Annotated in this window: 32 protein-coding genes and 1 other annotated feature (1 of these 33 running past the window's edge); of the genes, 22 read left to right on the forward strand and 10 right to left on the reverse strand. The window is 41.2% G+C overall.

The genetic code is table 11. From position 1 onward, the window contains the following. The first annotated feature begins 6 nt into the window (after nt 1-6). Nucleotides 7-441: a hypothetical protein gene (locus tag P9989_RS06655; RefSeq protein ID WP_283077995.1), complete on the forward strand. Its 435-nt coding sequence runs from the start codon at nt 7-9 to the stop codon at nt 439-441. A 79-nt stretch (nt 442-520) separates the two neighbouring features. Continuing rightward, nucleotides 521-1,066, forward strand: coding sequence for a GNAT family N-acetyltransferase (locus tag P9989_RS06660; RefSeq protein WP_283077996.1), 546 nt, complete (start codon nt 521-523; stop codon nt 1,064-1,066). Between the two features lie 38 nt (nt 1,067-1,104). Here the strand turns inward: P9989_RS06660 and P9989_RS06665 are convergent, their stop codons facing one another. After that, nucleotides 1,105-1,977 carry a cation diffusion facilitator family transporter gene (locus P9989_RS06665; protein ID WP_283077997.1) on the reverse strand — a complete coding sequence of 291 codons (873 nt, stop codon included), beginning with the start codon at nt 1,975-1,977 and terminating at the stop codon, nt 1,105-1,107. A gap of 341 nt (nt 1,978-2,318) precedes the next feature. Here P9989_RS06665 and P9989_RS06670 point away from each other — a divergent pair, with 341 nt between their 5' ends. Together P9989_RS06670 and P9989_RS06675 are read left to right on the forward strand one after the other, a co-directional pair. Then, on the forward strand, nt 2,319-2,534 hold the full coding sequence (locus P9989_RS06670; RefSeq protein WP_283077998.1) for an IDEAL domain-containing protein: 216 nt from the start codon (nt 2,319-2,321) through the stop codon (nt 2,532-2,534). Between the two features lie 308 nt (nt 2,535-2,842). Further along, nucleotides 2,843-3,721, forward strand: a complete 879-nt coding sequence (locus tag P9989_RS06675; protein WP_283077999.1) for a M15 family metallopeptidase — start codon at nt 2,843-2,845, stop codon at nt 3,719-3,721. A gap of 84 nt (nt 3,722-3,805) precedes the next feature. On the opposite strand, the gene P9989_RS06680 is transcribed toward P9989_RS06675, so the two are convergent. Next, nucleotides 3,806-4,426 carry an NAD(P)-dependent oxidoreductase gene (locus P9989_RS06680; protein WP_283078000.1) on the reverse strand — a complete coding sequence of 207 codons (621 nt, stop codon included), beginning with the start codon at nt 4,424-4,426 and terminating at the stop codon, nt 3,806-3,808. 91 nt (nt 4,427-4,517) lie between these two features. Here P9989_RS06680 and P9989_RS06685 point away from each other — a divergent pair, with 91 nt between their 5' ends. Then, on the forward strand, nt 4,518-5,813 hold the full coding sequence (locus P9989_RS06685; protein ID WP_283078001.1) for an MFS transporter: 1,296 nt from the start codon (nt 4,518-4,520) through the stop codon (nt 5,811-5,813). A 46-nt stretch (nt 5,814-5,859) separates the two neighbouring features. On the opposite strand, the gene P9989_RS06690 is transcribed toward P9989_RS06685, so the two are convergent. Next, nucleotides 5,860-6,777: a zinc dependent phospholipase C family protein gene (locus P9989_RS06690; RefSeq protein ID WP_283078002.1), complete on the reverse strand. Its 918-nt coding sequence runs from the start codon at nt 6,775-6,777 to the stop codon at nt 5,860-5,862. A gap of 302 nt (nt 6,778-7,079) precedes the next feature. Between P9989_RS06690 and fumC the strand changes: the two genes are divergently transcribed. Together fumC and P9989_RS06700 are read left to right on the forward strand one after the other, a co-directional pair. After that, the gene (gene fumC, locus P9989_RS06695; protein WP_283078003.1) at nt 7,080-8,471 is read left to right on the forward strand and encodes a class II fumarate hydratase; all 1,392 of its coding nucleotides are present in this window, start codon (nt 7,080-7,082) and stop codon (nt 8,469-8,471) included. A 128-nt stretch (nt 8,472-8,599) separates the two neighbouring features. Then, nucleotides 8,600-8,797, forward strand: a complete 198-nt coding sequence (locus P9989_RS06700; RefSeq protein ID WP_283078004.1) for an alpha/beta-type small acid-soluble spore protein — start codon at nt 8,600-8,602, stop codon at nt 8,795-8,797. 154 nt (nt 8,798-8,951) lie between these two features. On the opposite strand, the gene P9989_RS06705 is transcribed toward P9989_RS06700, so the two are convergent. Together P9989_RS06705 and P9989_RS06710 are read right to left on the reverse strand one after the other, a co-directional pair. Beyond that, nucleotides 8,952-10,049 carry an ABC transporter ATP-binding protein gene (locus P9989_RS06705; RefSeq protein WP_283078005.1) on the reverse strand — a complete coding sequence of 366 codons (1,098 nt, stop codon included), beginning with the start codon at nt 10,047-10,049 and terminating at the stop codon, nt 8,952-8,954. Between the two features lie 122 nt (nt 10,050-10,171). Then, complete coding sequence (locus tag P9989_RS06710) at nt 10,172-11,071, reverse strand: PucR family transcriptional regulator (protein ID WP_283078006.1); 900 nt, start codon at nt 11,069-11,071, stop codon at nt 10,172-10,174. A 111-nt stretch (nt 11,072-11,182) separates the two neighbouring features. Between P9989_RS06710 and P9989_RS06715 the strand changes: the two genes are divergently transcribed. Further along, entirely contained in the window at nt 11,183-11,464 is a 282-nt protein-coding gene (locus tag P9989_RS06715; protein ID WP_283078007.1) for a metal-sensitive transcriptional regulator, read from the forward strand. Nucleotides 11,465-11,516: 52 nt separating this feature from the next. Here the strand turns inward: P9989_RS06715 and P9989_RS06720 are convergent, their stop codons facing one another. Next, nucleotides 11,517-11,687, reverse strand: a complete 171-nt coding sequence (locus tag P9989_RS06720; protein ID WP_283078008.1) for a hypothetical protein — start codon at nt 11,685-11,687, stop codon at nt 11,517-11,519. Nucleotides 11,688-11,878: 191 nt separating this feature from the next. Between P9989_RS06720 and P9989_RS06725 the strand changes: the two genes are divergently transcribed. From P9989_RS06725 to P9989_RS06735, 3 genes are all read left to right on the forward strand, one after another. Continuing rightward, nucleotides 11,879-13,015, forward strand: coding sequence for a DUF445 domain-containing protein (locus P9989_RS06725; RefSeq protein ID WP_283078009.1), 1,137 nt, complete (start codon nt 11,879-11,881; stop codon nt 13,013-13,015). Between the two features lie 84 nt (nt 13,016-13,099). Beyond that, a complete protein-coding gene (locus tag P9989_RS06730; protein ID WP_283078010.1) occupies nt 13,100-13,459 on the forward strand; it encodes a YlbF/YmcA family competence regulator in 360 nt (119 codons plus the stop codon). A gap of 371 nt (nt 13,460-13,830) precedes the next feature. Further along, nucleotides 13,831-14,601 (forward strand): enoyl-CoA hydratase, encoded by a 771-nt coding sequence (locus tag P9989_RS06735; protein WP_283078011.1) that lies wholly within the window; start codon nt 13,831-13,833, stop codon nt 14,599-14,601. A 34-nt stretch (nt 14,602-14,635) separates the two neighbouring features. Here P9989_RS06735 and P9989_RS06740 read toward each other — a convergent pair whose 3' ends face one another. After that, nucleotides 14,636-14,821, reverse strand: coding sequence for a YhzD family protein (locus P9989_RS06740; protein ID WP_283078012.1), 186 nt, complete (start codon nt 14,819-14,821; stop codon nt 14,636-14,638). A gap of 154 nt (nt 14,822-14,975) precedes the next feature. Between P9989_RS06740 and P9989_RS06745 the strand changes: the two genes are divergently transcribed. From P9989_RS06745 to P9989_RS06770, 6 genes are all read left to right on the forward strand, one after another. Further along, a complete protein-coding gene (locus P9989_RS06745; RefSeq protein WP_283078013.1) occupies nt 14,976-15,875 on the forward strand; it encodes an ABC transporter ATP-binding protein in 900 nt (299 codons plus the stop codon). Further along, on the forward strand, nt 15,868-17,112 hold the full coding sequence (locus P9989_RS06750) for an ABC transporter permease (RefSeq protein ID WP_283078014.1): 1,245 nt from the start codon (nt 15,868-15,870) through the stop codon (nt 17,110-17,112). Before P9989_RS06745 ends, P9989_RS06750 begins: the two co-directional genes overlap by 8 nt. 323 nt (nt 17,113-17,435) lie before the next feature. After that, the gene (locus P9989_RS06755) at nt 17,436-18,374 is read left to right on the forward strand and encodes a WD40/YVTN/BNR-like repeat-containing protein (RefSeq protein WP_283078015.1); all 939 of its coding nucleotides are present in this window, start codon (nt 17,436-17,438) and stop codon (nt 18,372-18,374) included. Continuing rightward, nucleotides 18,352-19,239, forward strand: coding sequence for a hypothetical protein (locus P9989_RS06760; protein WP_283078016.1), 888 nt, complete (start codon nt 18,352-18,354; stop codon nt 19,237-19,239). The genes P9989_RS06755 and P9989_RS06760 overlap by 23 nt, the downstream gene beginning before the upstream one ends. Nucleotides 19,240-19,332: 93 nt before the next feature. Next, nucleotides 19,333-19,728 carry a VOC family protein gene (locus P9989_RS06765; RefSeq protein WP_283078017.1) on the forward strand — a complete coding sequence of 132 codons (396 nt, stop codon included), beginning with the start codon at nt 19,333-19,335 and terminating at the stop codon, nt 19,726-19,728. Nucleotides 19,729-19,749: 21 nt separating this feature from the next. Then, the gene (locus P9989_RS06770; protein ID WP_283078018.1) at nt 19,750-19,887 is read left to right on the forward strand and encodes a hypothetical protein; all 138 of its coding nucleotides are present in this window, start codon (nt 19,750-19,752) and stop codon (nt 19,885-19,887) included. A 56-nt stretch (nt 19,888-19,943) separates the two neighbouring features. Here the strand turns inward: P9989_RS06770 and P9989_RS21650 are convergent, their stop codons facing one another. Then, nucleotides 19,944-20,003: a hypothetical protein gene (locus P9989_RS21650; RefSeq protein WP_428841953.1), complete on the reverse strand. Its 60-nt coding sequence runs from the start codon at nt 20,001-20,003 to the stop codon at nt 19,944-19,946. A gap of 138 nt (nt 20,004-20,141) precedes the next feature. Between P9989_RS21650 and P9989_RS06775 the strand changes: the two genes are divergently transcribed. Further along, the gene (locus P9989_RS06775; RefSeq protein ID WP_283078019.1) at nt 20,142-20,852 is read left to right on the forward strand and encodes a class I SAM-dependent methyltransferase; all 711 of its coding nucleotides are present in this window, start codon (nt 20,142-20,144) and stop codon (nt 20,850-20,852) included. 204 nt (nt 20,853-21,056) lie between these two features. On the opposite strand, the gene P9989_RS06780 is transcribed toward P9989_RS06775, so the two are convergent. Then, nucleotides 21,057-21,179, reverse strand: a complete 123-nt coding sequence (locus tag P9989_RS06780; RefSeq protein ID WP_283079022.1) for a hypothetical protein — start codon at nt 21,177-21,179, stop codon at nt 21,057-21,059. A gap of 36 nt (nt 21,180-21,215) precedes the next feature. After that, entirely contained in the window at nt 21,216-21,515 is a 300-nt protein-coding gene (locus P9989_RS06785; RefSeq protein ID WP_283078020.1) for a hypothetical protein, read from the reverse strand. Between the two features lie 117 nt (nt 21,516-21,632). Here P9989_RS06785 and P9989_RS06790 point away from each other — a divergent pair, with 117 nt between their 5' ends. From P9989_RS06790 to P9989_RS06805, 4 genes are all read left to right on the forward strand, one after another. After that, nucleotides 21,633-22,034 carry a nuclear transport factor 2 family protein gene (locus P9989_RS06790; RefSeq protein WP_283078021.1) on the forward strand — a complete coding sequence of 134 codons (402 nt, stop codon included), beginning with the start codon at nt 21,633-21,635 and terminating at the stop codon, nt 22,032-22,034. Nucleotides 22,035-22,217: 183 nt separating this feature from the next. After that, nucleotides 22,218-22,538 (forward strand): PadR family transcriptional regulator, encoded by a 321-nt coding sequence (locus tag P9989_RS06795; protein ID WP_283078022.1) that lies wholly within the window; start codon nt 22,218-22,220, stop codon nt 22,536-22,538. 13 nt (nt 22,539-22,551) lie between these two features. Then, nucleotides 22,552-23,184 (forward strand): hypothetical protein, encoded by a 633-nt coding sequence (locus tag P9989_RS06800; protein ID WP_283078023.1) that lies wholly within the window; start codon nt 22,552-22,554, stop codon nt 23,182-23,184. 55 nt (nt 23,185-23,239) lie between these two features. Next, nucleotides 23,240-24,064, forward strand: coding sequence for an undecaprenyl-diphosphate phosphatase (locus tag P9989_RS06805; protein WP_283078024.1), 825 nt, complete (start codon nt 23,240-23,242; stop codon nt 24,062-24,064). A 357-nt stretch (nt 24,065-24,421) separates the two neighbouring features. Next, nucleotides 24,422-24,430, forward strand: a binding site (T-box leader); it runs 248 nt beyond the window's last position.

Consider the following 24,430-nt stretch of genomic DNA (forward strand, 5'->3'; position numbering starts at 1 on the left):
TGCATAATGTATAGGGAAACTTTCTCGAAAGGAATTGATGGCGTTATGTACAGACAATTAGGCTTCCCATGGGGACTCCCCGGGGGTGGACCAGGTCAAGGCGGCTTCCCTGGGTTAGGCCCTCCGCCAGGTCGTCCGCCACAGGGAGGAACACAGGGCGCGCCGCAAAATTACCCCCCTGGTCCCCCGCCAGGTGACATAGAGTCTTACCCGGATGCACAAGGGTTTGGTGGTCCAGGTATTTATGCTGTGGATCCTGGTTCCATGTTTGGATGCTTGTTTCGGTTTACCAGAGTACGTTTAAATAATGGGCGAAGATTTTGGTTTTATCCCATCTTTATTGGCCGAACATCTGTAGCTGGGTATCGCTGGCGCCCGAACCGCCATTCCTGGGAATACTTCGGAATTGATACGGATCGGATTTCAAGTTTCAGTTGTTAAAAAAGATGGTGCCACGAGCGTGGTGCCATTTTTTCTGCTACACTATGAATAACAGATAGATAAAAAGGGGAGAAGAGAAATGACCTATGTCAGAGTGGCTCGATTTGAGGACGCGAAAGATATTGCTAATATCCATATTCAAAGCTGGAAATCTACATATAAAGACTTGATCGATGAAAGGGATATGAGTAATATCACTCTCGAAAATCGAGTCGTTCTATGGGAAACCATTTTACGAACCCCGGTTAACGGCCAGATTGCTTATGTGATTGAGAACGATCAAGAGGAAGTTGTAGGATTTGTATCCGGTGGAAAAGAGCGGACCAAGAATTATGGGTACGATGGGGAAATTTATGCCATTTATTTATTGGATGATTACCAGCGTAAAGGCTATGGGACAAAGATGATCGAAGCGTTCGTGGCGGCTATGAAGGAAGCAGGTTATCAATCCCTGTTAGTCTGGGTGCTAACGCGTAACCCTTCAAGCAACTTTTATCGTATCTTGGGAGCCCAGCCAGTCGAAGCTGAAGAAGTCACCATTGGCCAGGGCACATATGAAGAAACAGCCTATGGCTGGGAGCATATTGACTTGTTGTTACAGCGTTTTTCCTTGAAAAAAGAATAGTAACTGGTAAAAGCCTTCCTGACTGCAGGAAGGCTTTTTTACTCTTCTTTAAAAGGTTCGATATGAATGTGAGCATAATAAATGTTCATTTCCTGCTTAAGGAGAACCTCCACCTCATCGGTAATGTCATGGCCTTCTTGAATGGTCAGATTTGGATCAATATGAATGGTAGCATCTACAAAAGTCTGATTCCCTTGCAAGCGAGCCTTCACGTCTTCAACGGTTAAAACGGAAGGATGGCTGGCAATTACATGACGAATATTCTTAACTTCCACTTTGTTAAAGCCGTCACTAAGAGTGTGACTGGCCTCCCTGAAAATATCCCACGCAGTTTTACAAATAATCAGTCCGACAATTAAGCCTGCTAAGGGGTCGAGCCAATACACTCCTAACTGGGCACCGAAAATACCTACAGCAGCTCCGATACTGACAAGTGCATCTGAGCGGTTATCCTGGGCAGCGGCGTAGAGTGCCTGACTGCCAACTTGGCCGGCGAGATTCAGATTGTAACGGTACACGACAAACATAAACAGGGCTGCCAAAATAGCCGTCCATCCCGTTAGCATAGAAGGTTCACTGATATGCCCGTTCATGATGTCCCCAATGGTCCCCACAATAACTTCGATTCCAACAGTCATCATGATGAAGGCAGCCACTAAGGAAGCAATGGTTTCCGCCCTGAAATGGCCATAATGATGATCCTCATCAGGAGGTTTCCGGGAAATTTTTAACCCGATGAGCACGGCAATAGATGCAATGACATCTGTTGTATTATTCAGTCCGTCAGCTCTAAGCGCCTCTGAGTTCCCGATTGTTGCCACAATAAGTTTAACCGCAGCCAAGACTAGATAAGCAATGATGCTCACCCATGCTCCTTTTTCACCGCGTTTTATATTTTCGTATTCTCCCATAACGAGAACCCCCGGTTTGTTTTGTACAGCATGTTATAGCTTACCAAAGCTAGTGACATTGGGTCTAGAGAAAAAAATCTACCCGTCTACACATAGCTTGCGGACGGTAAGAATCTTTGAGCAAGGTAAACTTTTAAACAGTCCCAGTTTAGCCATGTGTCCGCTTCCTTATATAGTTTTTTTAGAATTTATTTTGTGCAAAAAAGGTTTATATTTTAAATTAAAGGGAATTATATAACTAAATATTCAGAAAAATGATTGCGAAATACATTAAAATCCTTCATAATGGAAAAAAGCAATAAGGGGGTATTCTCATTAGAAAGCAAAAGGTTATATACGTATTGCGTCGAAACCCTGGATTTAGGAATCGTGAAATCACTGCCAAAAGAGAATTGTCCTTCGGGATCCGTTTAGCCTCAAGACTGCTTCTGGATGAATTAAGCTACCAATTTAATAAAGAACAGATAGACAGACAAATTAACTTAGCCATTGATAACAATGATAGACAAGAATTTAACCGTTTAAGTGAAAAATATCAACCCTATACGTGGGAATAGATGATAAAGCGCCACTAACTTAGTGGCGCTTTTTTTTGACCCCACACGACGTAGGGGCGTCCGATGTTGACACATGCCCCATAGGATGTGGGGTAGTTCGACGTTGAGGACGTCCCGGTTTTGCCGAACTTCATTGACTCCGAACTTAGTCAAACTTCCTTATAATTTGGTCTTAGCCGCACTCCCCCTTGTCGATCAAACGGGCTATTAGTCTCAAGTTTATTTTCGTACAAAATGTTTTGTACAGAAACTTCCTGAAAATGTTATAGTGAGTAAGAAGATTAAAGGGTTAGGAAGGTATGACAATTATGAAATGGAAGTATATTGTACTAGGGGCGAGCTTAAGTGTGATACTGTCAGGATGCTCCCTTGACCAATTTACCAGTTCAGGTAATGAGGACGGGCAACAGACGTCCACCGAGCAACCTCCATCAAGTGATGAAGGTTCCACTAATGAGCAAAAGCAAACAGGTGAAGGTGGGAATACTGAACAATCCGAACAGGAACAAAAAGAGCAGCAAAAGGAAGAGCCTGAAGAACCAAACGTTCCAGCTGCCGGGGAAAAAACAGAGGAAAAGAAAGACAGTGATGGGCTGACCGTTGTCAGCGAACCTAAAAGTATGCACGTTGTGGTCAACAAACAGCGGAAACTGCCAGATGGGTACACACCACCTGACCTTGTTGTCCCGGACGTCCCGTTTTACTTCACCGAGTTTCATCCTAAAAAACAGATGCGCAAGGAAGCGGCCAAGGCCCTCGAGGAATTGTTTGCTGCTGCCAGCAAAGACGGGATTGACTTAGTTGCTGCCTCAGGATACCGCTCCTATGAGAGACAAAAAAGTATCTATCAGCAAAATGTGGCTGAGCGCGGGAAAGAAGAAGCAAATCAATTCTCTGCCAAGCCTGGAACAAGCGAGCATCAGACAGGGCTGGCTATGGATGTGACTTCTGCACAAATGGCGTTTAAATTAAAGCAGACCTTTAGTCAAACCGATGAAGGTGAGTGGCTTGCGAAACATGCCCATAAGTACGGGTTTATCATTAGATATCCAAAAGGAAAATCCGATATAACCGGTTATTCGTATGAGCCGTGGCATTTAAGATATGTAGGGACAGATATATCAACAGAAATACACAACCAGGAGGAGACACTGGAAGAATTCTTTGGATTCTACCCAGCTTCCTGATCATACATGAACAAAAAAGGAGCCTGGCTTGATCAGCACGTTAGACATAATCTAATGCGCAGTTAAGCGCCAGAGCTCCTTTTTTTATTCGCTTAATCCGACTCTAGAGCGAGGGAATCGTGATTCTTTTATTTCTTCAAAAGCAAACTGGGCTGTGTCGCCAACTGTTATTTTCTTTCCATCAACAGGTAAGTAATTGACTTCATGGCGGATTCGCCCTGCAGCCTCACCATCAGGGAGGTATGTTGGACATAAAATTGTCCAGGAAAGGTTTGATCCGGTTAAAGCCCCAAAGACAAATAAATGCTCTTCCGCTGCGAAGGTTTGACGCCGTTTCGATTCACTGGTTTGAAATCGATAGCTGCCTTCCTCAACACGGCTATTCAAAATACCTGCAGTGCCGATCGTTATGATTCGATCAACCTTGTATTTGTTCATGGACTGAATCATTGCACGGACCGCTTGCGAAAGAGTCGTAGTTTTATCCGTGCCAAGTCCGCTAAATACAATATCGCAGCCTTGTATGGTTGCTTCCACATCTTCAGGGTTTTTAGCGTTACCTTCGATAAGATGGGCATTGGGGATCATCTCTTGAGCCCTGGCACGATCCCGCACTAAGGCGTTGACTTCTATATTCTCTTCAGTAGCTTTATTGACCACACGACTTCCTACTCTTCCAGTGGCCCCAAAAACGGCAATCTTCATCAGTAGCACCTCACTATTATGAATTTTGTAAAAAATTGAACTATAATCCGGACTGATTTGATAAACTTAAATGACAGGGAGGTGGCATGGAATGAAAAAGAAACCAGTCTTAAGCTGGATGTTATATGATTTTGGGAACTCTGCTTTTGCTACAACCATTATGGCTGCCGTGTTGCCTGTTTTTTATTATGATGTAGCTGCAAAAGGGGTTGAGAATTCCCTGGCCACCAGCTATTGGGGATATTCCCAGTCTATAGCTGTGTTAATCATCGCGATACTGGCTCCGGTTCTTGGCGCCATCAGTGACTTTTCAGCGGCCAAGAAAAAGTTCTTAATGTTTTTTGCCTTCATGGGGATGACGGCAAGTGTGCTGTTAGCCTTTGTAGGGGAAGGTGATTACCTTTTAGCTTCCCTGCTCCTGATCGTAGGTACCATTGGGTTTTCCGGGGGCAATGCGTTCTATGATGCCTTCTTGCCGGAAGTTAGTAATGAGAAATCCATCGATAGAGTATCCTCCTGGGGCTATGCTTTCGGCTATATAGGAGGGGGAATACTGTTAGCCATTAACCTAATGATGATCTTAAATTATCAATGGTTTGGCTTGCCTGACACACTGACAGCTACACAGCTCTCATTTGTATCTGTCGGGGTATGGTGGCTGGTTTTTGCGATTCCGCTATTTAAAAATGTTAAGGAAGAGAAAAAGCAGCGGCCCCGGCGTACAGAATCCTACGCTAAAATCGGCTTTAAACGAGTTGGCAGAACGATTAGAGAGCTGCCTCAATTTAAACACCTGCTTATTTTCCTATTGGCGTTCTGGCTCTACAATGATGGGATCTCAACGATTATTAAAATGGCTACTATCTATGGCCGAGATATCGGGATCAACAGCAATTCACTTATTCTGGCTTTATTAATTACTCAATTTGTCGGGATTCCTTTCGCCTTCCTATTCGGGTATCTCGCAGATAAAATTTCTGCAAAGCGTGCCCTTACACTGGCACTATACATTTATTTAGCTATTGTGGCATTAGGGTATTTCATGACATCTGCGTTGCACTTTTACTTGTTAGCCATCTGTGTAGGGATGGTTCAAGGCGGGGCACAGTCATTGAGCCGGTCTATTTTTGGTAAAATGGTTCCAGCTGACCGTCACGCAGAATTTTACGGTTTTTATGGGATTTCTTCTAAATTCGCTGCTATCTTCGGACCATTTGTTTTTGCACTAGTCGGCCAGCTGTCGGGATCAAGCCGGCTCGGTATTTTGTCGTTAATGGTTTTCTTTATCGGTGGCATTGCGTTGTTGAAATTCGTAGATGTTGAAAAAGGAGCACATCAAGCTCGGGAACATACAAGAAATCAGCAAAAGACAATTGTTAAAACGTAGAAGACAGCCCTGCAGCGCGCATGGCTGTCTTAGTTTGTTAAGGGATTCATACAATAGGGTCACTGTAGTAGTTTTCAAGCTCTAGCGACAGCGGTTTTCCGGTATCATAAGAGATATCCCCGACTAAAACCTCAAGCTCTGCCAGCAGTTCTTCATTCGTACTGCTCCAATACTGAAGAATTCGTTTAATTATGTTGCAAGCCTCTGCAAAAGCCTCTTCATATAAATTAATAAAGGATGCAGTGAGGATTTCTCCGGTAGCTGAATGCTTCCATTCTTGGTTAGTTTCATTTAAGTAGTCAGCTTCCTTCTCGATCGGCCTGTGTGAAAAGGAAGAAACTAGCGACCCTAATAATTGGTTTTTCCATCCACTCGGATCAAACAATAAACGCTGAGCGAGGGCGATATCCAGTAATGATTGAACTATATAATTAGAAGGGACAGACTGAACTACTTGTGGAAATTGAATATAAATTTCCTGTTCGAGCCATTGAGCCAGTGCCTTTGCTTCTTTTTTACTCAATTGAATCTGCCGGTGAGCGGGTGTTTTCCACGTTTTTAGATCCCGATACCGATCAAGCATAATGGTGTCAATGATGACTTCAAACACTTGATGCTTATTGCCCTCATAGCCAGCACGATAATGAATATAAGGATGTGTGAAGCGGTCAAGGATATGATGGGTTATGAATCCTAGAATATAGGCCTGTGACTGGTTTCTTTCAGATTTGCCACTTTGAATGATATTGAGTAGGAAGGAACCGCATTTTTCTTTATGCAGCTTCATCCCAACTTCGGGAACGTCGTGGTTATTGAACATGGGCCAGAAATTGTAATAGAAGAATGGATCAGGTCCTTGAGCACCGAGGTTTAAAAATCGACTAGAAGTATTGATGATATCTTGGCGCTCAAGTCTGTCACATACGTCTTCTGTAAATAGAATATGTGTCCAAATATTTGGCATATCCACACCTCGTTTTTCCTTTATTATAAACGAACATAGAAAAAGAGCCCAAAGGACTCTTTTTCACCCATTTATTTACCCACTGGAAAAGACCAAGCTCAAAACAGCCCCTCTCTCGTGAGAGATAAGACTTCTTTTCGTTGGTAATTTTTATTTTATAATAAGATCAGAAAAATGTAAATAATCAGATAAGTTTCCTTTGTTATTTTTCAACAAAATTACTCGGCCTGTTTAATGAATGTTTATAAGAAAATTGATACAATTAAAAGGGATGTTAACACAAGATATAAAGGAGGATCATCATGAACTATCGAATTGAAAAAGATACACTAGGTGAAATAAAAGTTCCGAGTGACAAGTATTGGGCAGCTCAAACGCAAAGAAGTAAAGAGAATTTCCCGATTGGCAACGAGAAAATGCCGAAAGAAATTATTGAAGGCTTTGCCATTCTAAAGAAGAGTGCAGCTCGAGCCAATAATGAACTTGGTTTGCTTGAAAAAGATAAAGCTGACGCTATTGGATATGCTGCCGATCAAATTCTTGAAGGCACATTAGAAGAGCATTTTCCACTTGTTGTCTGGCAGACAGGCAGTGGGACGCAGTCTAATATGAATGTCAATGAAGTGATTGCACATGTTGGAAACAAGTGGTTAGAAGAAGTAGGAAAAGATACACGTCTGCATCCGAATGATGATGTTAACAAGTCTCAAAGCTCTAATGATACATATCCCACAGCTTTGCATATCGCGTCAGTCAGGAAGCTGGAGGATGTATTACTTCCAGGTTTAGCTCAATTAAAAGATACATTAGAAGAAAAGATGGAAGCGTTTCATGACATTGTGAAAATTGGACGTACCCACTTACAGGATGCGACACCGCTTACTCTGGGACAGGAAATAAGTGGCTGGCACCGAATGCTTGAAAAAACGGAAAAAATGCTCATGGATAGTGCAAACTATGTAAGAGAGCTTGCGATTGGCGGGACAGCTGTCGGTACTGGGTTAAATGCCCATGTTGATTTTGCTGAGCAAGTCGTCGCAAAAATTAATGACGAAACACAGAAACATTTTATCTCTGCACCGAATAAGTTTCATGCGTTAACCTCACATGATGAACTGGTTCATGCACATGGTGCCATTAAAGCCTTGGCAGCTGACGTTATGAAAATCGCGAATGATGTCAGATGGCTGGCCAGTGGGCCGCGTTGTGGAATCGGCGAAATTACGATTCCGGCTAATGAACCGGGCAGTTCGATCATGCCAGGTAAAGTTAATCCAACCCAAAGTGAAGCGATCACAATGGTTGCTGCCCAGGTGATGGGAAATGACGCAACGATTGGATTCGCGGCCAGTCAGGGTAATTTTGAGTTGAATGTATTTAAACCAGTTATTGCTTATAACTTCCTGCAGTCCGCGCAATTACTTGCTGACAGCATGGTTTCTTTCAATGACCGCTGTGTCGCAGGGTTAGAACCAAATCACGAGCAAATTGAGAAGTATCTGCGTGATTCATTAATGCTCGTAACGGCATTGAATCCGCATATTGGCTATGAAAATGCAGCTAAAATTGCAAAAACAGCGTTTGAAAAAGATCAAACATTAAAAGAAACAGCTGTGGAACTTGGCTTACTTACGGAAGAGCAGTTCGAGGAATATGTTGATCCGAAAGCTATGACAAAACCCAACGCAAAGTAATCATGTAACGTTCTAGCCACGTGCGCTTACCCTCCTGAAAAATTACCGTTTATTGGAATGAAATTTCTGTGATAAAAATGGGAGTACCCGATCATACTACTATTACACAGGACAGGAGGTGAGACAACATGGCTAACAACAGTTCTAACGAGTTAGTAGTACCTGGCGTACAACAAGCTCTAGACCAAATGAAAACTGAGATTGCACAAGAATTCGGAGTACAACTTGGTGCTGACACTACTTCCCGTGCCAACGGTTCTGTAGGTGGAGAGATCACTAAGCGTCTTGTGTCAATGGCTGAACAACAGTTCGGCGGACAAAAATAATTAAATAATTTGAGGGAGGAGAAAGGGTGCGCCCTTTCTCCTCTTTATTTTTGTAAAAAAGAGCCACAACCTGAGCAGGCGCATTTTGGGCTTTTCGTTAGAAAAATAAAACCCGTAGCTGATCGGGCAGCTGCGGGTTTTATAGTGATATGGATTAGTGAATTCGCTGTTCGGTTTCTTTATCGAAAAAGTGGACTTTGTTCATATCAATCGCAAGTTCGATGTCATCTCCACCGTTGATATCAGAGCGGGAATCAACTCTTGCGATGAACTCTTGATCATCGAGTTTAGAATATAGATAAGATTCAGAGCCCATTAACTCAGCTACTTCAATGTAGGCTTTTATTTTCTTATCCGGATTGGCATCGATAAATAATGGTTCATCGTGCATATCCTCTGGACGTACACCGAGGATGACTTCTTTACCAATATAATTCTGTTCACGCAGTGGCTTCAACTTTCCTTCTGGGACAGCAATGTTCACATCGCCTATTTCAATATGATCTTCACGAAGTGTGCCGGCAAAGAAGTTCATGGCAGGAGAGCCGATGAAACCACCGACAAAAACATTTTCCGGTTTATCATATACATCTTTAGGTGCTCCGACCTGTTGAATGATCCCGTCTTTCATAACGACAAGGCGAGTTGCCATCGTCATGGCCTCTGTCTGATCGTGGGTTACATAGATCGTTGTCGTCTGCAGACGCTGGTGAAGTTTTTGAATTTCGGCTCTCATTTGAACACGTAATTTGGCATCAAGGTTGGATAATGGTTCATCCATCAGGAACACTTTGGCATCACGTACAATAGCCCGTCCAAGCGCCACACGTTGACGCTGTCCACCAGATAGAGCTTTCGGCTTACGGTCTAATAAAGCTTCAAGTCCCAGAATATTGGCTGCGTTGTTGACGCGCTGCTCAATTTCTTTTTTATCCATTTTACGTAATTTAAGGCCGAACGCCATATTGTCATAAACATTCATATGTGGATAGAGCGCATAGTTTTGGAATACCATCGCAATGTCGCGGTCTTTAGGTGCAACATCATTCATACGCTTCTCGTCAATAATGAAATCGCCGTCAGTTATTTCTTCGAGTCCGGCAATCATTCTTAAGGTGGTTGATTTACCACAGCCTGATGGACCTACAAAGACGATGAATTCTTTGTCACTAATATGTAGGTTGAAGTCATCAACGGCTTTTACCTTTTTGTCATACACTTTTTCAATATTATTTAACTTTAACTCTGCCATGTAAGGAGCCTCCCTGGTTTTTTGAAATCGCTTTCTTTGATTAATTTAAGTCTATCGCAGTGAATAGGAAGGGTAAATGGACAACATGCACAAAGAATGCTTTCATAATTTGTGCATGTTGTTTATTTGTCTGTCTCAAGTAAGGAAAGATACGTAACAACAGCTCCTTGGAACTGTTTAATATCGACACCGGTTTTTTCAATGAATTTATCGACGCGATATTGTAAACTGTTTCTGTGCATATAAAGCCGCTTGGCTGCCAACGTAGCATTCGACCCAGATTCGAGAAAAATTTGAATCGTTTGAAGTAATTCTCGGTCGTCGCGAACACTGGCAAATAAGGCATCAGAAATCATGGTTCGTTCAGCTTCGGGCATGGCTTCAATGTATAGCGATGGGATCACATCCTGAAAAGTCGCCACAGGACCGTTACCGTTTCGCATAGAGGTATGAAAACATTTCTCCGCCCATTGAAAAAATGGGGGAGCCTCAGTTGGGAATTCACTAAATTCACTGACGTAAAAGTGAATTTTTGTATAAAAGTCACTCATTAATACGTCAATCAGTGGCTGGAACGTGATCGTCTCCTGATTGTTTTCCATGATTTCTTCGATGATCACACCTTGCTGATGGTTCTCCCAAAGCAGCGGCATCACTCGCGGAAACAAGGATTGCAGAGCTTCCCGAAAGGTTTGCCGATCAAGGTTTGGATCAGATAATGAAAAAAATACAAATCTAAACTTCTTCGGCAGTGGTTCAGCCGTAAATTTATCGGAATGACCTAGGATATAGCTGGACCAGGCCTGCTCGCGGTCTGTTTTCTGATCATCCTGTTGAGGTATGGGAGTTAAAACCAGATGGAGAAGTTGAACCTCTCTTTGATTAAGCTCTGTCTTAAGAATGGCAATTACCTGATCTTCGTCCGTATGAAAAATTTGGTACTTATTGGATGGTTCTATATCCTGCTCATCTACAGTGATAAGCGAGGGGTAGATCTGTTTAAGTTGCTCGATTTTAGTCATAGCGTCCTTCCTTTTTGAAGAAATCTCTACTATTATAGTAATACAAACAATTATTTCAGCAAACAAAGGAATTTTTTAGAATATAGGATGCAACTGAAGGAGGGGAAGGATATGGATCAAGTCGAGGAGAGAAGTCAATATGGACCAGAGTCTAAAAATCGGTTAAAACGAATTGAAGGTCAAGTTCGTGGTGTATTAAGAATGATGGAAGAAGATAAGGAATGTAAAGAGGTTGTCACTCAGCTGGCAGCTGCCCGGTCAGCTATGGACCGTGCTATCGGTTATATTGTAGCAAGAAATTTAGAAACAAGCATAAAACAGGCTCAGGGAGAAGACGACACTTCCCAAGAATATATAGAAGAAGCCGTTAAAATGATTGTCAAAAGTCGATAAAGGATAAGCGCTGTGCCTGAATTGCAGGCTTTCAGCGCTTATCCAGTCCGCTCTATGACTCTGAGTGGTCCTCCTCTGGAATCGGATGAGTTTCCCCAATCTGCTCCCTGCCATAAACAGGCCGAGTAGGCTTTCCACCAGCCATTCCTTCATTAATCATACGATCAACGTCAAGTTCCAAGTGTTTTTTTCCTTCCGGATCGTAACTTTTCTTTTCACGCATGTAATCACCCCGTTTTTATGTTGTCCAAATTGGTTTATCCTCACTAAGGCAATAATTGGACGTAACCAGACAGCTGCCTTACTTCTAGCATAGAAAATATTAAAAAGACTCCGCTTTTATTTATATTGGCATCGCTTGTTTAAGTCATATATAATTGGATCAGTTCTATGACTGAAATGAGGGTAATGCTAATGAATGTAGTTATTTTAATAGCAGGAATGATGCTGATAGGAGCTGCAATTGGAGGGGTGACGAATCACCTTGCCATTAAAATGCTTTTTCGACCATATAAACCGATAAAAATCGGAAATTTCCAAGTTCCTTTCACACCGGGTCTGATACCAAAGCGGCGCGATGAACTGTCACGTCAGCTTGGAGCGATGGTCGTCAATCACCTTCTAACGGCTGACGGACTACGAAGAAAGATTGAAGGCCAGGCTTTTGAAAATCAGTTAACGACTTTTGTTCAGGAAGAAGTAGAGAAGCTGCTGAACAATGATGAATCGATTCAGGAGATTTTATCTTCACTTGATCTCCAACTGGATCAGGAACGTTTGGAAGATTCGATTTCCACATGGGTGGAAGAACGGTATGATTCGATGATGGTGGGTGTAAGAGAGCGAAAAGCGGCCGAAATGCTGCCTGAGGAATGGAAAGATAAGCTCGAGAAAAGTGCTGACGAATTTGCTGTTTACATTCAGGAACGTGTGAGAATGTACCTTGATAGTTATGAAGGAAAAGAGCGAATCGCTGATCTTATTGATGATTACTTGGACAGTCAGGGGTTTCTCGGAAATATGATCTCTTCTTTTATGGGGTCAGAGCGGCTTATCGATCGCATCCATCCTGTACTCCTTAAATATGTCTCAGCCAGAGAGGCCACGGATTGGCTGCAATCCATGATTCAAGCTGAGTTAAGTAAAGCATTAAATCGACCTGTGAAAGAACTGGAAGATAAGATTGGAAAAACAACCATTGCCGGAGCAATTGGTCAGTTAGTTAGCCGCTGGCTGCCAATGGAGCAATGGCTCAATCGTTCTTTATCGGACTGGGTGAAACCGGTCCAATCTAAAATCATTTTGGACGTGATTCCAGCAGTAACCCCTAAGGTTACAGAGCTGCTGGCTTCACGAATGGAGCGAATGATGAATTCGATGAATCTTTCCGGGGTTGTCGAAGAGCAGGTTTCCTCCTTTCCGGTTGAACGCTTAGAAGAAATCGTTCTCGGTATTTCCAAGCGGGAATTTAAGATGATTACTTACTTAGGAGCGTTGCTTGGTGGCCTGATTGGAGTAGTCCAGGGAATTATAGCTGTTCTGCTGGGATAACAAGCTCGTCCTATACATGATTAGACGAGTTTGTTATAGTGGGGAAGGAGTTAATCACTCAATATCTAGGAGGTACGTGAATTTATGGCTAATATTTATGACAATGCTTACGATCTTGAAAAAGCGATTCGTAATAGTGAAGAATTTCAAGGACTTAAAGAAGCTTATGAGGCGGTAATGAGCGAAGAGTCTGCTAAAAAAATGTTCGAAGACTTCCGCCAAACTCAAATCACTTTGCAGCAAAAGCAAATGCAAGGTGAAGAAATTAGTGAAGAAGAAGTGGAACAAGCACGCCAGGTTGTTGAGCTAGTACAGCAGCACCCGCAAATTTCAACGCTGATGGAACAGGAACAGCGTTTGAACACGGTAATCAACGACGTGAGCCAGATTATTACAAAGCCGCTTGAAGAGCTATACGGCAATCCTGAAGAACCACAACAGTAATTTTTTGTATTAAAAGTCGTCCTGAGGGGCGGCTTTTATTTTTTTGCCCCACACGACGTAGGGTAGTTCGGTGTTGGCACAGACCCTACACGAAGTAGGGGCGTTCGGCGTTGGTACAGGACGTGCCGAACTTAGTAGAACTTCCGCTATTCCCGCTTTTAACCGAACTTCATTGGCTACAAACCTAGCTGAACTTCCGATATCTCCGGTCCTAACCGACTTTCTTGAATGCCGCTCTTGGCCGAATTCCTCCTTTTGTCTACCAGGGCGCTTGCTCCTATGAAAGTTTTTGTGTTTATTTGGCAATTTTTGCAGGAATTTTTAAGATAGAGACGAATTTTATAGTTAAGCAAAAAGCTAAGGAGGATATCATGCGCTTTATTCACATAGAGCAAGAGGATAGTTTCATCCATTTACGCTTCAACCGCGGGGAGAAATATAATGCTTTAAACGTTGAAATGCTCCAGGAACTTGCCGAAGCGGTTCAGGTAGTGAAGGAGCATGAGGCACAAATTGTTGTTTTTTCTGGCACCGGAGACGGCTTTTGTGCAGGCGGTGATATTACGATGATGAAAGAAATTCATGAACCTGACGTTTACGAGCAAGTGATGAACGATATTGAGACCATTGTGACAACGATCTTTAATATGCCTAAAATTGTCATTGCAGCCGTACATGGCCCGGTGGTCGGGCTCGGACTAAGTTTAGCACTGGCTGCGGACTACTTGATAGCTGATGCTGATGCGAACATCTCGATGAATTTCATCGGAATCGGCCTAGTTCCTGACGGTGGAGGGCATTTCTTCCTAGAACAGCGTCTCGGGACGCATCGTGCAAAACATTTTGCTTGGGAGGGTCGAAGTCTGCGGGCAAAGGAAGCGTATGATTTTAACATCGTTGATGTCGTTGTCAATGGAGAAATTCATCAGGAAGCGGCCGATTTGGCGTTAAGGTGGAGTCAGAGCCCATTAAAGTCGATGGTGACGACGAAGAGTATTTATCATCAATATCGTCAAGATCATCTATTGCAGTATTTGGCAAAGGAAAGAAAAGCCCAGTGGGAGCTGCGGCAATCAGATGACCATAAAGAAGGAGTTAAGGCGTTTCTAGAGAAGCGCAAACCTCATTTTAAGGGGAAATGAAAAAGTCGCGTGAGGGCGCGACTTTTTGAAATGGTTACCTATGGAATAAAACCAGATGTCCTTCAGGGGCTACACAACGGTGGGTATATTCACTAAATCCATGTTCCTCGAGTTTGTCCCCCCCGATTTTCTTGGCCTCTGAATCATTTTCAGCTTCAAATGATTCATCTAATACATTAGTTCCGTCTTTTTCGAATACAGTTAAAAAGTATTTCTTCATTATTGACCCTCCATGAACAAGTCTTCACTACTATTAATTTGTCATGAACGGTCGATTTTCCTGCCTGATTTTGCGTTTTCGAAAAAAGTTCATGAATTTGTGAAACTACTTTAAGGGTAACTCGTATGTTAAATGGGAAGAGAGGAGAATGATCGTGACGTTAAGATTAGATCATGTAACAAAGAAATTTGGCTCACATACAGCAGTAAATCAGTTATCACTTGAAATTCCAGAAAAACAAATCTTTGGGTTTCTTGGAGCTAACGGGGCAGGTAAAACGACAACCTTTCGAATGATTCTCGGGCTATTACAAGAGACAGAAGGGTCGATTTCCTGGAATAACGGAGAGATCGGTTATGACCAAAGCCATTTGATTGGCTACTTACCTGAGGAGCGAGGACTCTATCCGAAAATGAAGGTGCGTGATCAGCTTGTTTATTTAGCGAAACTTCGTGGGATGAAGAAATCTGACTCGCTAAACGAACTCGATTATTGGCTGGAACGTTTTAAAGTACCAGATTATAAATCGAAGAAAGTAGAGGAGCTCTCTAAAGGGAATCAGCAAAAAATTCAATTCATATCAGCTGTTTTACATAAACCCAAGCTGTTGATCTTGGATGAACCGTTCTCAGGACTCGATCCTGTGAATGTGGAAATGCTGAAAGAAGCGGTTGTTGACTTAAAGGAGTCCGGGATGTCGATTGTATTTTCATCCCACCGCATGGAGCATGTAGAGGAATTGTGTGAGAACCTGTGTATTCTTCACCATGGTACGCCAGTCGTCCATGGCCGCCTGAAGGACATTAAACGTTCTTTCGGCAAGAAAAATGTTCGCGTTAAAGCTGATTTTGACACGGAATTCTTAAAACGAATATCAGGAGTCACCAAATATAAAGCTTTTGGTGAGGGCTGCGATTTACAGGTTGAGAGTGAAGACATTTCGCAAAAGATTTTCACTGAATTAAATGGAAAGGGGTTTGTCAGGTCATTCATACTTGAGGAGCCGTCTCTAAATGATATTTTTATCGAGAAAGTAGGTGCCTCTTATGAATAAATTCTTCATTATGGTCGGTCATACATTTATGAACCGGGTTAAAACGAAATCTTTTCTGATTACAACGCTTGTTTCTCTTATATTAATTACTGCCCTGTCTAATATTCAAACGATCATTGAAGCCTTTAGTGATGGGGAAGAAGGGGACAAAATTGCCTTAATTAGTGACAATGAAGAATGGGCCAGCACGCTTGTTGATACGATCGCCGTAAATGATTCGCTTACATTAGAACGAGTTGATCAATCCTTAGAAAAAGCGAAACAAGCGGTGAAAGAAGGCACGTATGAATCAGTTGTAAAAATTACAACAGGAGAAAACGGCCTTCCAGAAGCCACTTATTTTGCAGAGCAAATTGCTTCTACTGAGAACAGTGAGCCCATCAAACAAGCTCTCCAGCAAATTAAAGTAGGGATTGCTACTGAAGAAGCAGGAGTAGACCAGGCCACATTACAGCAAATCTCCTCACCGGTAACGTTTAATACCATAGCTTTAGAGGAAAGTGCAAAATCAGAGGAAGAACTGGCCCAAACACGCGGGCTGGTGTACGTGATGCTGTTCCTGCTTTATATGTCTGTTATTATGTATGGAAGTATGATTGCAACTGAAGTGGCCACTGAAAAATCAAGCCGGGTTATGGAAATATTGATTTCGAGCGTTTCGCCTGTATCGCAAATGTTCGCCAAAATTATTGGAATTGCTCTCGTCGGAATTCTGCAGTTTTCATTAATTCTGCTAGTAGGCTACCTGGGCATCCAGCAAGGTGGCGAAGGCTCAATCATGGAAGGCTTTGGTTTATCTGATATCCAGGGCTCAATCATCGCATTCGCCATACTATTCTTTATTTTAGGCTATATGCTTTATGCTACCTTAGCGGCAACACTCGGCTCGCTTGTCAGCCGGTTAGAAGATGCTCAGCAGATGATTTCACCAATGGTGTATCTCATTTTAGCCGCTTTTTTCATTTCTATATTTGGCTTGAATGCACCCGATTCTACTTTTATAACCGTTACCTCGTATATCCCATTTTTCTCGCCATTAATCATGTTCTTGCGCGTAGGAATGCTGGATATTCCAGTATGGGAAGTCATTCTTTCGGTCGGAGTGCTGGTCGGATCTATCGCTTTGCTCGCCTGGTTTGGTGCCCGCGTTTATAGTGGTGGTGTGCTGCTTTATGGGAAGTCATCGTCATTTAAGGATATTAAGAAGGCAATGCAGTTGTCGAAGAAAGAAGGTTAATGTAATGGAAGCCTCCATCTTTTTAAAAGGTGGAGGTTTCTATTTATTATTTAGATCAATTGATAATTGATAAAGAGAGAATAATGCTCAAGAAAAGGATTCTGAAATGGCATACAGTCATAAACTGCAGTATTTGAAATGTTTATGATCAAAAATTTAGAAGTTGAAGTGTCGAACAAAGGTAATCTTCAGGGAGAATATATGAATTATCGCTTCTTTTAGTATAGGGCAATTTCTCGAGTAATCTGTTGTGCAAATGATTGGAGTTACAGATAATTGCTGGCATTTTTAATATAGGAAAAGTAACAGAAATGGAGAGAAAGATGAAGAAATTAATCCTAGTACTAGCTACTATTATGATGGTTGGCTTAATCACTGGTACTTTCTTTTACCAAAATCAAAACCAGAATTCACTGCTGCAATTGAATCAAAAAACTAATATGCTAGAGAAATCAAAATCAGCATATCAAGTAGAAAAGCTTCAACCTAAGACATTAGAACCAGTACACAATAATATGATTAGCTATACCTTGCAAAACAACGAGTTAAACATCACTTATGACAATGGAAATAATTGGGTTAAGGTCCCGGTTGAAAAAGATTTATTATTTAATGGGGAGTACAATGGGAACGAACAAGAATTGATAAATGGGAGTTACATACTAACGGAAGACCGTGCAGCATTCTTATACAAGCAGGACAGGATATTTTTAAAATACTCTCTCGATCATGGAAAAACGTGGAAAGAAAGTGTGGTTACAGAAGCATTACCAGGTATCCGCTTTAGAAAAGTAGGTTTCTTAAATGATCGGTTTGGATATGTTGTTCTTTCTGGTGATCGAACTATGTCACAAGAACTTTCCACTGTCTTTTTGACTCATGATGGTGGGGAGACTTGGGAAGAGACAGCATCTCCACCAACAACGAGGTTAATTGCGGATGGTGGTTTTGTAGATGAAAATACAGGATTTATGTCCTATGGAACGATTAATCCCCAGAAACCAAATCTTTATGTTACGCAAGATGGAGGAAAAACTTGGAGTAAAGCAGTCATCCATATTCCTGAGAGGTATGATAAAGTTTTTGTTCAGGCCGAGTTTCCGGTAAAAGAAAACAATCATTTATCTGTTTTAGTTAATCAAGGTCCTAATGGTGATTATGCAGGTGGAAAAGTGAAAGGAAAATTTATTTCTAAAGATAATGGTTTAACGTGGGATTTTTCGATGGAGGTACAGCCGAATGAAAAAACAGAACAGGGATAAACTGATTAAAATAAGTGGATGGACTCTATTTATTTTTGCAGTTGGGTTATTCTGTTTACAAGCAGGATATTTATTCGCACATGAAAGATTTCAAGTAGAGTATATTGATAATCGACTATTTTACATCATCAATATTTTATGTGTGATTTGTTTATTTCTTGCCATATTACTTTTACTTAGACTAATGAAAAGACTACTATTAATAGTAGCCGGTGTTGTGGGCATATTTGTTATAGTTCATGTCATTCTGCTTGTTGACAGTAACCAAGTCATTAAAAATATAACAAGCGTATCACCTGACTTCGAACATGTTTTTTCGATTAAAGAAAATATAGAGAGTGGGGAGGCGATTTACTATAGATCGTATTATGGTATTTTAGCTCGCCCAAAAGAAATTTTACCAAATGAAATAGGTGGAGAATATAAAGTGGAATGGTTAGCAAATGATATTGCAGCCTTTACGTATAAAACAGCTGATAATACGGTTCAGCAATTCATTGGAACTTATGGCGATCGTGGTAGTGGTAGATCTTATTATTATGTGGGGGCGGAAATACACGGGATATGGCAAGGTCATAACATCGAAGTGATAAGCAATACAGATGGGATTTCTGTTACTGAAAATGGTGAAACGGAATCTTTTGATTGGGATAATATCGTTCAGTTCGGTACGCTTGCTATTGTCTTAAAGAAGAATAATGAAGCCGTTTGGTCCATTTCATTAGATGAGAATTTTAAAGTTCTTTCTGATGCTTCCGAACAAACTGTAGGGAACATTAGTTTATATAAAGCAACAATGGAAATGAATCAGCCAACAACTCTATATTATAAAACTACAGAAAGAAAGGACAAGCTATCTTTCTAACAAGGCTAAGGCCGTTTTTGTTGCAGTATCTATTTCTTAATTCAATTTGTAAACCAAATTTCATAAAGAAGAAGTATAGAAAGGAGAATCTTAATGGAAAAAATAACGCCATTTTTAATGTTTCAAGATGGAAAGGCTGAAGAAGCCATGAATTATTACACATCCCTCATCGAGGATTCCCAAATCACAAGTATCACTCGATATGGAGAGGATGAATCTGGTGATGAAGGAACCGTAATGCAAGCTACTTTTACTATAAAAGGGCAAGAATTTATGTGCATTGACAGTAATGTGAAACATCAGTTCACATTTACTCCTTCGTTCTCAATCTTTGTGACGTGTAGTACGGAAGAAGAACTTGAGAATCTTTATAAGAAACTCAATGAAGACGGAGAAGCCCTAATGCCTATAGACAATTATGGTTTCAGTAAAAGGTTTGGTTGGATAAGTGACCGCTATGGGGTTTCGTGGCAACTTAACCTTCCATAGTTATATGGAGGGACTTCATGATTGGTTCAACCTTTTAATATCGTTTGGGGACAAATTAAGCGTAAGGATAAAGGGTGGCTGCTGGAGGAGGTAAATCAACGTACTTCTCTTTTGCAAAAAGAAGAGAATGCGGGGGATAAAGCTGATTCTTTGAAGTAGGATATAGTGCATAAAATGGGAAAACCATCCTTCAGCGGAGGATGATTCCCCCCCCACTAAACCATTATTTTATAGGTTTCAAATAGATAGATTCCGCCGGATTCTCGTTCTGCCATACTTTCAGTCCAAATTTTCCAAATGAAACCCTATGGAGCTACTTTAGAATGGGATTGGGTGAGCATAGCTGTGGAAGAATATGGATTTTTTCACGAAAAAAGGAACCTATTATTTTCAAGAACTGAGGAGGGGATTACATGAGCAATTCTACGGAAGAGACGTATAACAAGTTAGCCCATACCTATCAAAACGATATTGATGAAGCAAGTCCTTACAACGCCTTGTATGAGCGTCCAGCTATGATAGCTGCTTTGCCCCCGCAATTAAAAGGAAAAAAAGTGCTTGATGCAGGTTGTTCGGCTGGATGGTACTCCTCTCAATTGCTGCAACAGGGAGCGGAAGTTACTGGGATAGACGTGAGTCTGGAAATGGTGAAGGCAGCGAGAAAGCGTGCAGGTGAACAGGCAACATTTCTGTGCCATGACCTTCAGGACCCTTTGCCTTTTGAGGACGATTCCTTTGATGTGATTATAAGCTCACTTACGCTTCACTATTTACAAAATTGGAGTTTTACCTTTCAAGAATTCAATCGTGTTTTAACAGCTGGTGGAACGTTTATATTTTCGGTTCATCACCCTTTCATGGACTATACAAGCCACCATAGTGAAGATTACTTTAAAACTCAATGTCTGTCAGAAACCTGGAACAAGCCCACTATTACAATTGATGTCAGTTTTTACAGAAGGCCAATGCAAAACATCCTCAATGAAACCACTCAATTTTTCAATCTTGACAAGCTGATTGAACCCCAGCCGCAAGAAAAGATGAAGCAAGTGAAAGAAAGTGCTTATCACTACCTCATGACTAGCCCGCATTTCCTCATTGTAAAAGCTGCTTCAACCAAGTGAGTGGAAGGCTGGAAGTTAATTTTTTAGCTGAAGATAGTATTGAAGCAGCAGTATTCCTTTTTTAAGGGACGATCCTTCTGAAATCGGATTCATGATCTTGATAATACAAAAAATTCCTGATCCTTACCGCGTATATATCATCCGCGCGGTAAGGATCAGGAATCACACTAACAAGAATACATCTCCATCATGAAGGAGAGGAGATTATCCTCGATCTCTATTAAAATAATCGACAAAGGCATGAAAAATCTCTGTACCTTGGTACGTAAACAGAGAAATAGCCGTTAATGAGAACATCGCGATCATAATAAGTCTGAACCATATCATTGGTCGTATCCTCCTTTGAAATAACTCGTTTCTATTTCAAAGGAGATGAATCACAAAGTTCGATTGGTAAAATACTGGATTAAGGAAAAAAAGTCTTCTAATGAATGGTACCAGTCTATTTAAAAAGTTCGTGATAAGTATGATTGCAAGAGTAAACAGCATGATGACACTAATCGAAAGGTCATTCCCAGTATTATCAACTGACGGGAATGTGCTTTCCAATGTAATGCTCTCCTGCACGTCACCTTGAACGAAGTACTGCACATTATCCTGCAAAAATAAGAAGGAATAGTTGAGTATGAATAACAGGAGCAGAAAGGAAAGAATTCTTTTCATACACACACTCCCCTCTATAGGTAATATTCCAATTATACATGGAATGGATCATTTTTAAAACACTAATTTTATGCTTGAAAGAATTATGAAAACACAAATTTTAAGGAGTGAGGCATTATGAATCATAATAGCATAAAAGTAAAATGTGCTGAGGATTGCGGAAACTCCCCAAAGAAACAGCTGCTAAAGGAACTTCATATAGCATTTGCTACCAACGATGCGGGTCTGCTTATGGAAAGTGTGGACGATCAAATAGTATGGAATATCATCGGTCATAAACTGATCGAGGGCAGAGACCAGGTAGAGAAAGCGCTGGGGCAAACGGACAACGGCCACGTGACAGAAATCGAAATCAAAAACATTATTACCCACGGCAAAACTGGTGCAGTGGACGGGAATTTACTAATTGATAATAAAAGACGCTTATCGTTCTGCAACGTCTTCCAATTTACCAGTGCAGGGAAAAATTCAAACATAAAAGAAATTACTTCGTATGTTATTGCAACCGCAGGCTTATAGCCTACTCTATTCACTAGCAGACTTTTTATGTTCAAAGAAGCGGGCTTCCTTGTGAGGAGGCCCGCTTTTTTTATGTCAAAACTAGCACACGAAAAATTTTTTAATACTACCCTTGCATTATTAAGTAATCTGCTATATATTCTTATTTAGTACTTAATAAAGTTAAGTAATTGGCTGGAGGTCATGACATTGAACAAAGAAATGCTTAAGGGAACCATTGACCTTCTCATTCTTTCCTTACTGGAAGATAAAGATGGCTATGGATATGAAATCTCTAAGGCGATCAAGGAAAAGACGGAAGGAGCTTTTGAAATGCAGGAAGCCACCCTCTATTTATCGTTGAAACGTCTGGAGAAAAACGGTGCTATTTGTTCCTATTGGGGAAAGGAAAGTCAAGGAGGGAGAAGGAAGTATTATGCGATTACGGACACGGGAAGACAACAACTGCAGCAATATATTCGCGATTGGGTCCAAATGGCCGAAATGGTCAAGCACTTCATTTGAGGAGGGAGGTCCCATGAACCATCTTTCTAGAAAGGTTCTCAGTTTTCGCGATATAAACTATCAGTGGGTGCTCGTTACCTCGATTCTAATTTTTATGGCAACACTATATGCAGATCTTTATGAGGATCCTTCCTATGTCCCGCTCCTGGCTGTCTCTGGTTATGGAATAGCCTTACTGGTTGGGGGCATTTGGGGCGCCATGAATTACATTGGGCATGTTCGCGTTAACATGGTGTACAGAAAAAATAACGACATTCCTGCTTTTGTGGACAATTTGGCAATAGACCGCGAAGAAAAGCTGGAGCTGCAAGCCTATTTGGAGGATTATACTAAAGATTTGGTGAGTCAGGGAAAGGATGAAGAAGAAGCTGTCAAGTTAGCCATTGACCATTTTAAAATCAAGGAGTTTTCTTCTTTATCAAAAGACACGCAAATCTTTAACTTGCATGCTCATTACTACTTGTGGGGATACACAGGAATCGCGGGTGTATTGTGCTTAAGTTTGTTGTATGTAACAAATGCCGTGATCACATCTTCTCTGACACTTATTGTCTTAGAAGCGACATTATTTGCGTATGGGTTTGGTTTTGCCGCTTTATTTTTCGTCTATAAGCTGCTCGATACCATTTTATATAGCAAATTATAATTTTTTAATTAGAACATCGCCTGTAAGGGGAATCGGAAGAGGAGCGTAACAGAATATGAGTCTATGGGAATTTTTTGTTTCATTAATACTAGGGTTTGTGGAAGGAATGACGGAGTTTGCTCCCGTGTCATCAACAGGCCACATGATTATAGTTGATGAGTTATGGCTGCATTCAACAGATTTGTTAGGTGAATCTGTCGCCAATACTTTCAAGGTGGTCATCCAATTGGGTTCCATTTTAGCTGTTGTGGTCATATTTAAAGATCGATTTATTCAAATGCTTCATTTGGGAAAACAATCAGAACAGTCTGGGAATAAGTTAAAATTATCTCAGGTGATTGTTGGAATTATTCCAGCCGGACTTCTCGGATTTGCCTTTGAAGATTATATTGATACGTACTTATTCTCTGTAAAAACAGTAATTATTGGTTTATTTCTCGGCGCCATTTTGATGATTTTCGCCGACGTTTTTCAGAAGAAAAGAAACGTTAAGACAACGACGGTAGATCAAATTACGTATAAACAGGCTTTAGGTATGGGGCTTTTTCAATGTATGGGGTTATGGCCAGGGTTTTCCCGGTCAGGCTCAACGATGTCCGGCGGTGTCATTCTCGGTATGAGTCACAGAGCCTCAGCTGATTTCACGTTTATTATGGCGGTACCCGTTATGCTCGGGGCAAGTGGTTTATCACTCATCAAAAATTGGCAGTACTTCACACTTGAAGCCATTCCGTTCTTTGCAGTCGGTTTCATTAGTGCTTTTATTTTCGCGCTGATTGCGATTCGCTTCTTTTTGAAACTGATCAACCGGGTCCAGCTCGTACCCTTTGCCATTTATCGGATCGTTCTAGCTGGCGCTATTTTTGTTCTATATTTTTAAAACAGTAAGTGAATCAATTTCGTAATTGCTCTTTTTAATACACCAAAGACTGGTAGAATATAAGGCTCTTTTCCGAAAAGGTTCAAAATAGATTCTTATCTACGTCACAGGGAAATTTTCAGCTCTCTGATAAAAGTACTGTGAACCTGGAGTATTCCGCAATCCTGCCCTTAACCTAATAAAAATTATTTCATCATACTTGACTAGACTTTTAGGAGGTACTTCCTTTTTTACGTTTTGAACTCTCTTGGGGCACAAGGGGTTTAAATTATGATATTGATTCAAGTATTTCTTTTTTCGAAATTAATTAAAAACATATTTACATTTATTGTGTGTTCATGGATACTATAAGAAATATGAAACGCG

It is taken from the genome of Halobacillus naozhouensis (assembly GCF_029714185.1).
GTDB lineage: Bacteria > Bacillota > Bacilli > Bacillales > Halobacillaceae > Halobacillus_A > Halobacillus_A naozhouensis.

Bases quoted from the DNA above. Each gene is read 5' to 3' on its own strand.
- P9989_RS06665 (WP_283077997.1), bottom strand. From the start codon at position 1,977: ATGGGAGAATACGAAAATATAAAACGCGGTGAAAAAGGAGCATGGGTG.
- P9989_RS06675 (WP_283077999.1), top strand. From the start codon at position 2,843: ATGAAATGGAAGTATATTGTACTAGGGGCGAGCTTAAGTGTGATACTG.
- P9989_RS06690 (WP_283078002.1), bottom strand. From the start codon at position 6,777: ATGCCAAATATTTGGACACATATTCTATTTACAGAAGACGTATGTGAC.
- P9989_RS06720 (WP_283078008.1), bottom strand. From the start codon at position 11,687: ATGCGTGAAAAGAAAAGTTACGATCCGGAAGGAAAAAAACACTTGGAA.
- P9989_RS06660 (WP_283077996.1), top strand. From the start codon at position 521: ATGACCTATGTCAGAGTGGCTCGATTTGAGGACGCGAAAGATATTGCT.
- P9989_RS06655 (WP_283077995.1), top strand. From the start codon at position 7: ATGTATAGGGAAACTTTCTCGAAAGGAATTGATGGCGTTATGTACAGA.
- P9989_RS06805 (WP_283078024.1), top strand. From the start codon at position 23,240: ATGAGTCTATGGGAATTTTTTGTTTCATTAATACTAGGGTTTGTGGAA.
- P9989_RS06715 (WP_283078007.1), top strand. From the start codon at position 11,183: ATGGATCAAGTCGAGGAGAGAAGTCAATATGGACCAGAGTCTAAAAAT.
- P9989_RS06725 (WP_283078009.1), top strand. From the start codon at position 11,879: ATGAATGTAGTTATTTTAATAGCAGGAATGATGCTGATAGGAGCTGCA.
- P9989_RS06765 (WP_283078017.1), top strand. From the start codon at position 19,333: ATGGAAAAAATAACGCCATTTTTAATGTTTCAAGATGGAAAGGCTGAA.
- P9989_RS06680 (WP_283078000.1), bottom strand. From the start codon at position 4,426: ATGAAGATTGCCGTTTTTGGGGCCACTGGAAGAGTAGGAAGTCGTGTG.
- P9989_RS06780 (WP_283079022.1), bottom strand. From the start codon at position 21,179: ATGATATGGTTCAGACTTATTATGATCGCGATGTTCTCATTAACGGCT.
- P9989_RS06800 (WP_283078023.1), top strand. From the start codon at position 22,552: ATGAACCATCTTTCTAGAAAGGTTCTCAGTTTTCGCGATATAAACTAT.
- P9989_RS06760 (WP_283078016.1), top strand. From the start codon at position 18,352: ATGAAAAAACAGAACAGGGATAAACTGATTAAAATAAGTGGATGGACT.
- fumC (WP_283078003.1), top strand. From the start codon at position 7,080: ATGAACTATCGAATTGAAAAAGATACACTAGGTGAAATAAAAGTTCCG.
- P9989_RS06750 (WP_283078014.1), top strand. From the start codon at position 15,868: ATGAATAAATTCTTCATTATGGTCGGTCATACATTTATGAACCGGGTT.
- P9989_RS06685 (WP_283078001.1), top strand. From the start codon at position 4,518: ATGAAAAAGAAACCAGTCTTAAGCTGGATGTTATATGATTTTGGGAAC.
- P9989_RS06755 (WP_283078015.1), top strand. From the start codon at position 17,436: ATGAAGAAATTAATCCTAGTACTAGCTACTATTATGATGGTTGGCTTA.
- P9989_RS06705 (WP_283078005.1), bottom strand. From the start codon at position 10,049: ATGGCAGAGTTAAAGTTAAATAATATTGAAAAAGTGTATGACAAAAAG.
- P9989_RS06790 (WP_283078021.1), top strand. From the start codon at position 21,633: ATGAATCATAATAGCATAAAAGTAAAATGTGCTGAGGATTGCGGAAAC.
- P9989_RS06785 (WP_283078020.1), bottom strand. From the start codon at position 21,515: ATGAAAAGAATTCTTTCCTTTCTGCTCCTGTTATTCATACTCAACTAT.
- P9989_RS06740 (WP_283078012.1), bottom strand. From the start codon at position 14,821: ATGAAGAAATACTTTTTAACTGTATTCGAAAAAGACGGAACTAATGTA.
- P9989_RS06795 (WP_283078022.1), top strand. From the start codon at position 22,218: ATGACATTGAACAAAGAAATGCTTAAGGGAACCATTGACCTTCTCATT.
- P9989_RS06775 (WP_283078019.1), top strand. From the start codon at position 20,142: ATGAGCAATTCTACGGAAGAGACGTATAACAAGTTAGCCCATACCTAT.
- P9989_RS06710 (WP_283078006.1), bottom strand. From the start codon at position 11,071: ATGACTAAAATCGAGCAACTTAAACAGATCTACCCCTCGCTTATCACT.
- P9989_RS06735 (WP_283078011.1), top strand. From the start codon at position 13,831: ATGCGCTTTATTCACATAGAGCAAGAGGATAGTTTCATCCATTTACGC.
- P9989_RS06700 (WP_283078004.1), top strand. From the start codon at position 8,600: ATGGCTAACAACAGTTCTAACGAGTTAGTAGTACCTGGCGTACAACAA.
- P9989_RS06730 (WP_283078010.1), top strand. From the start codon at position 13,100: ATGGCTAATATTTATGACAATGCTTACGATCTTGAAAAAGCGATTCGT.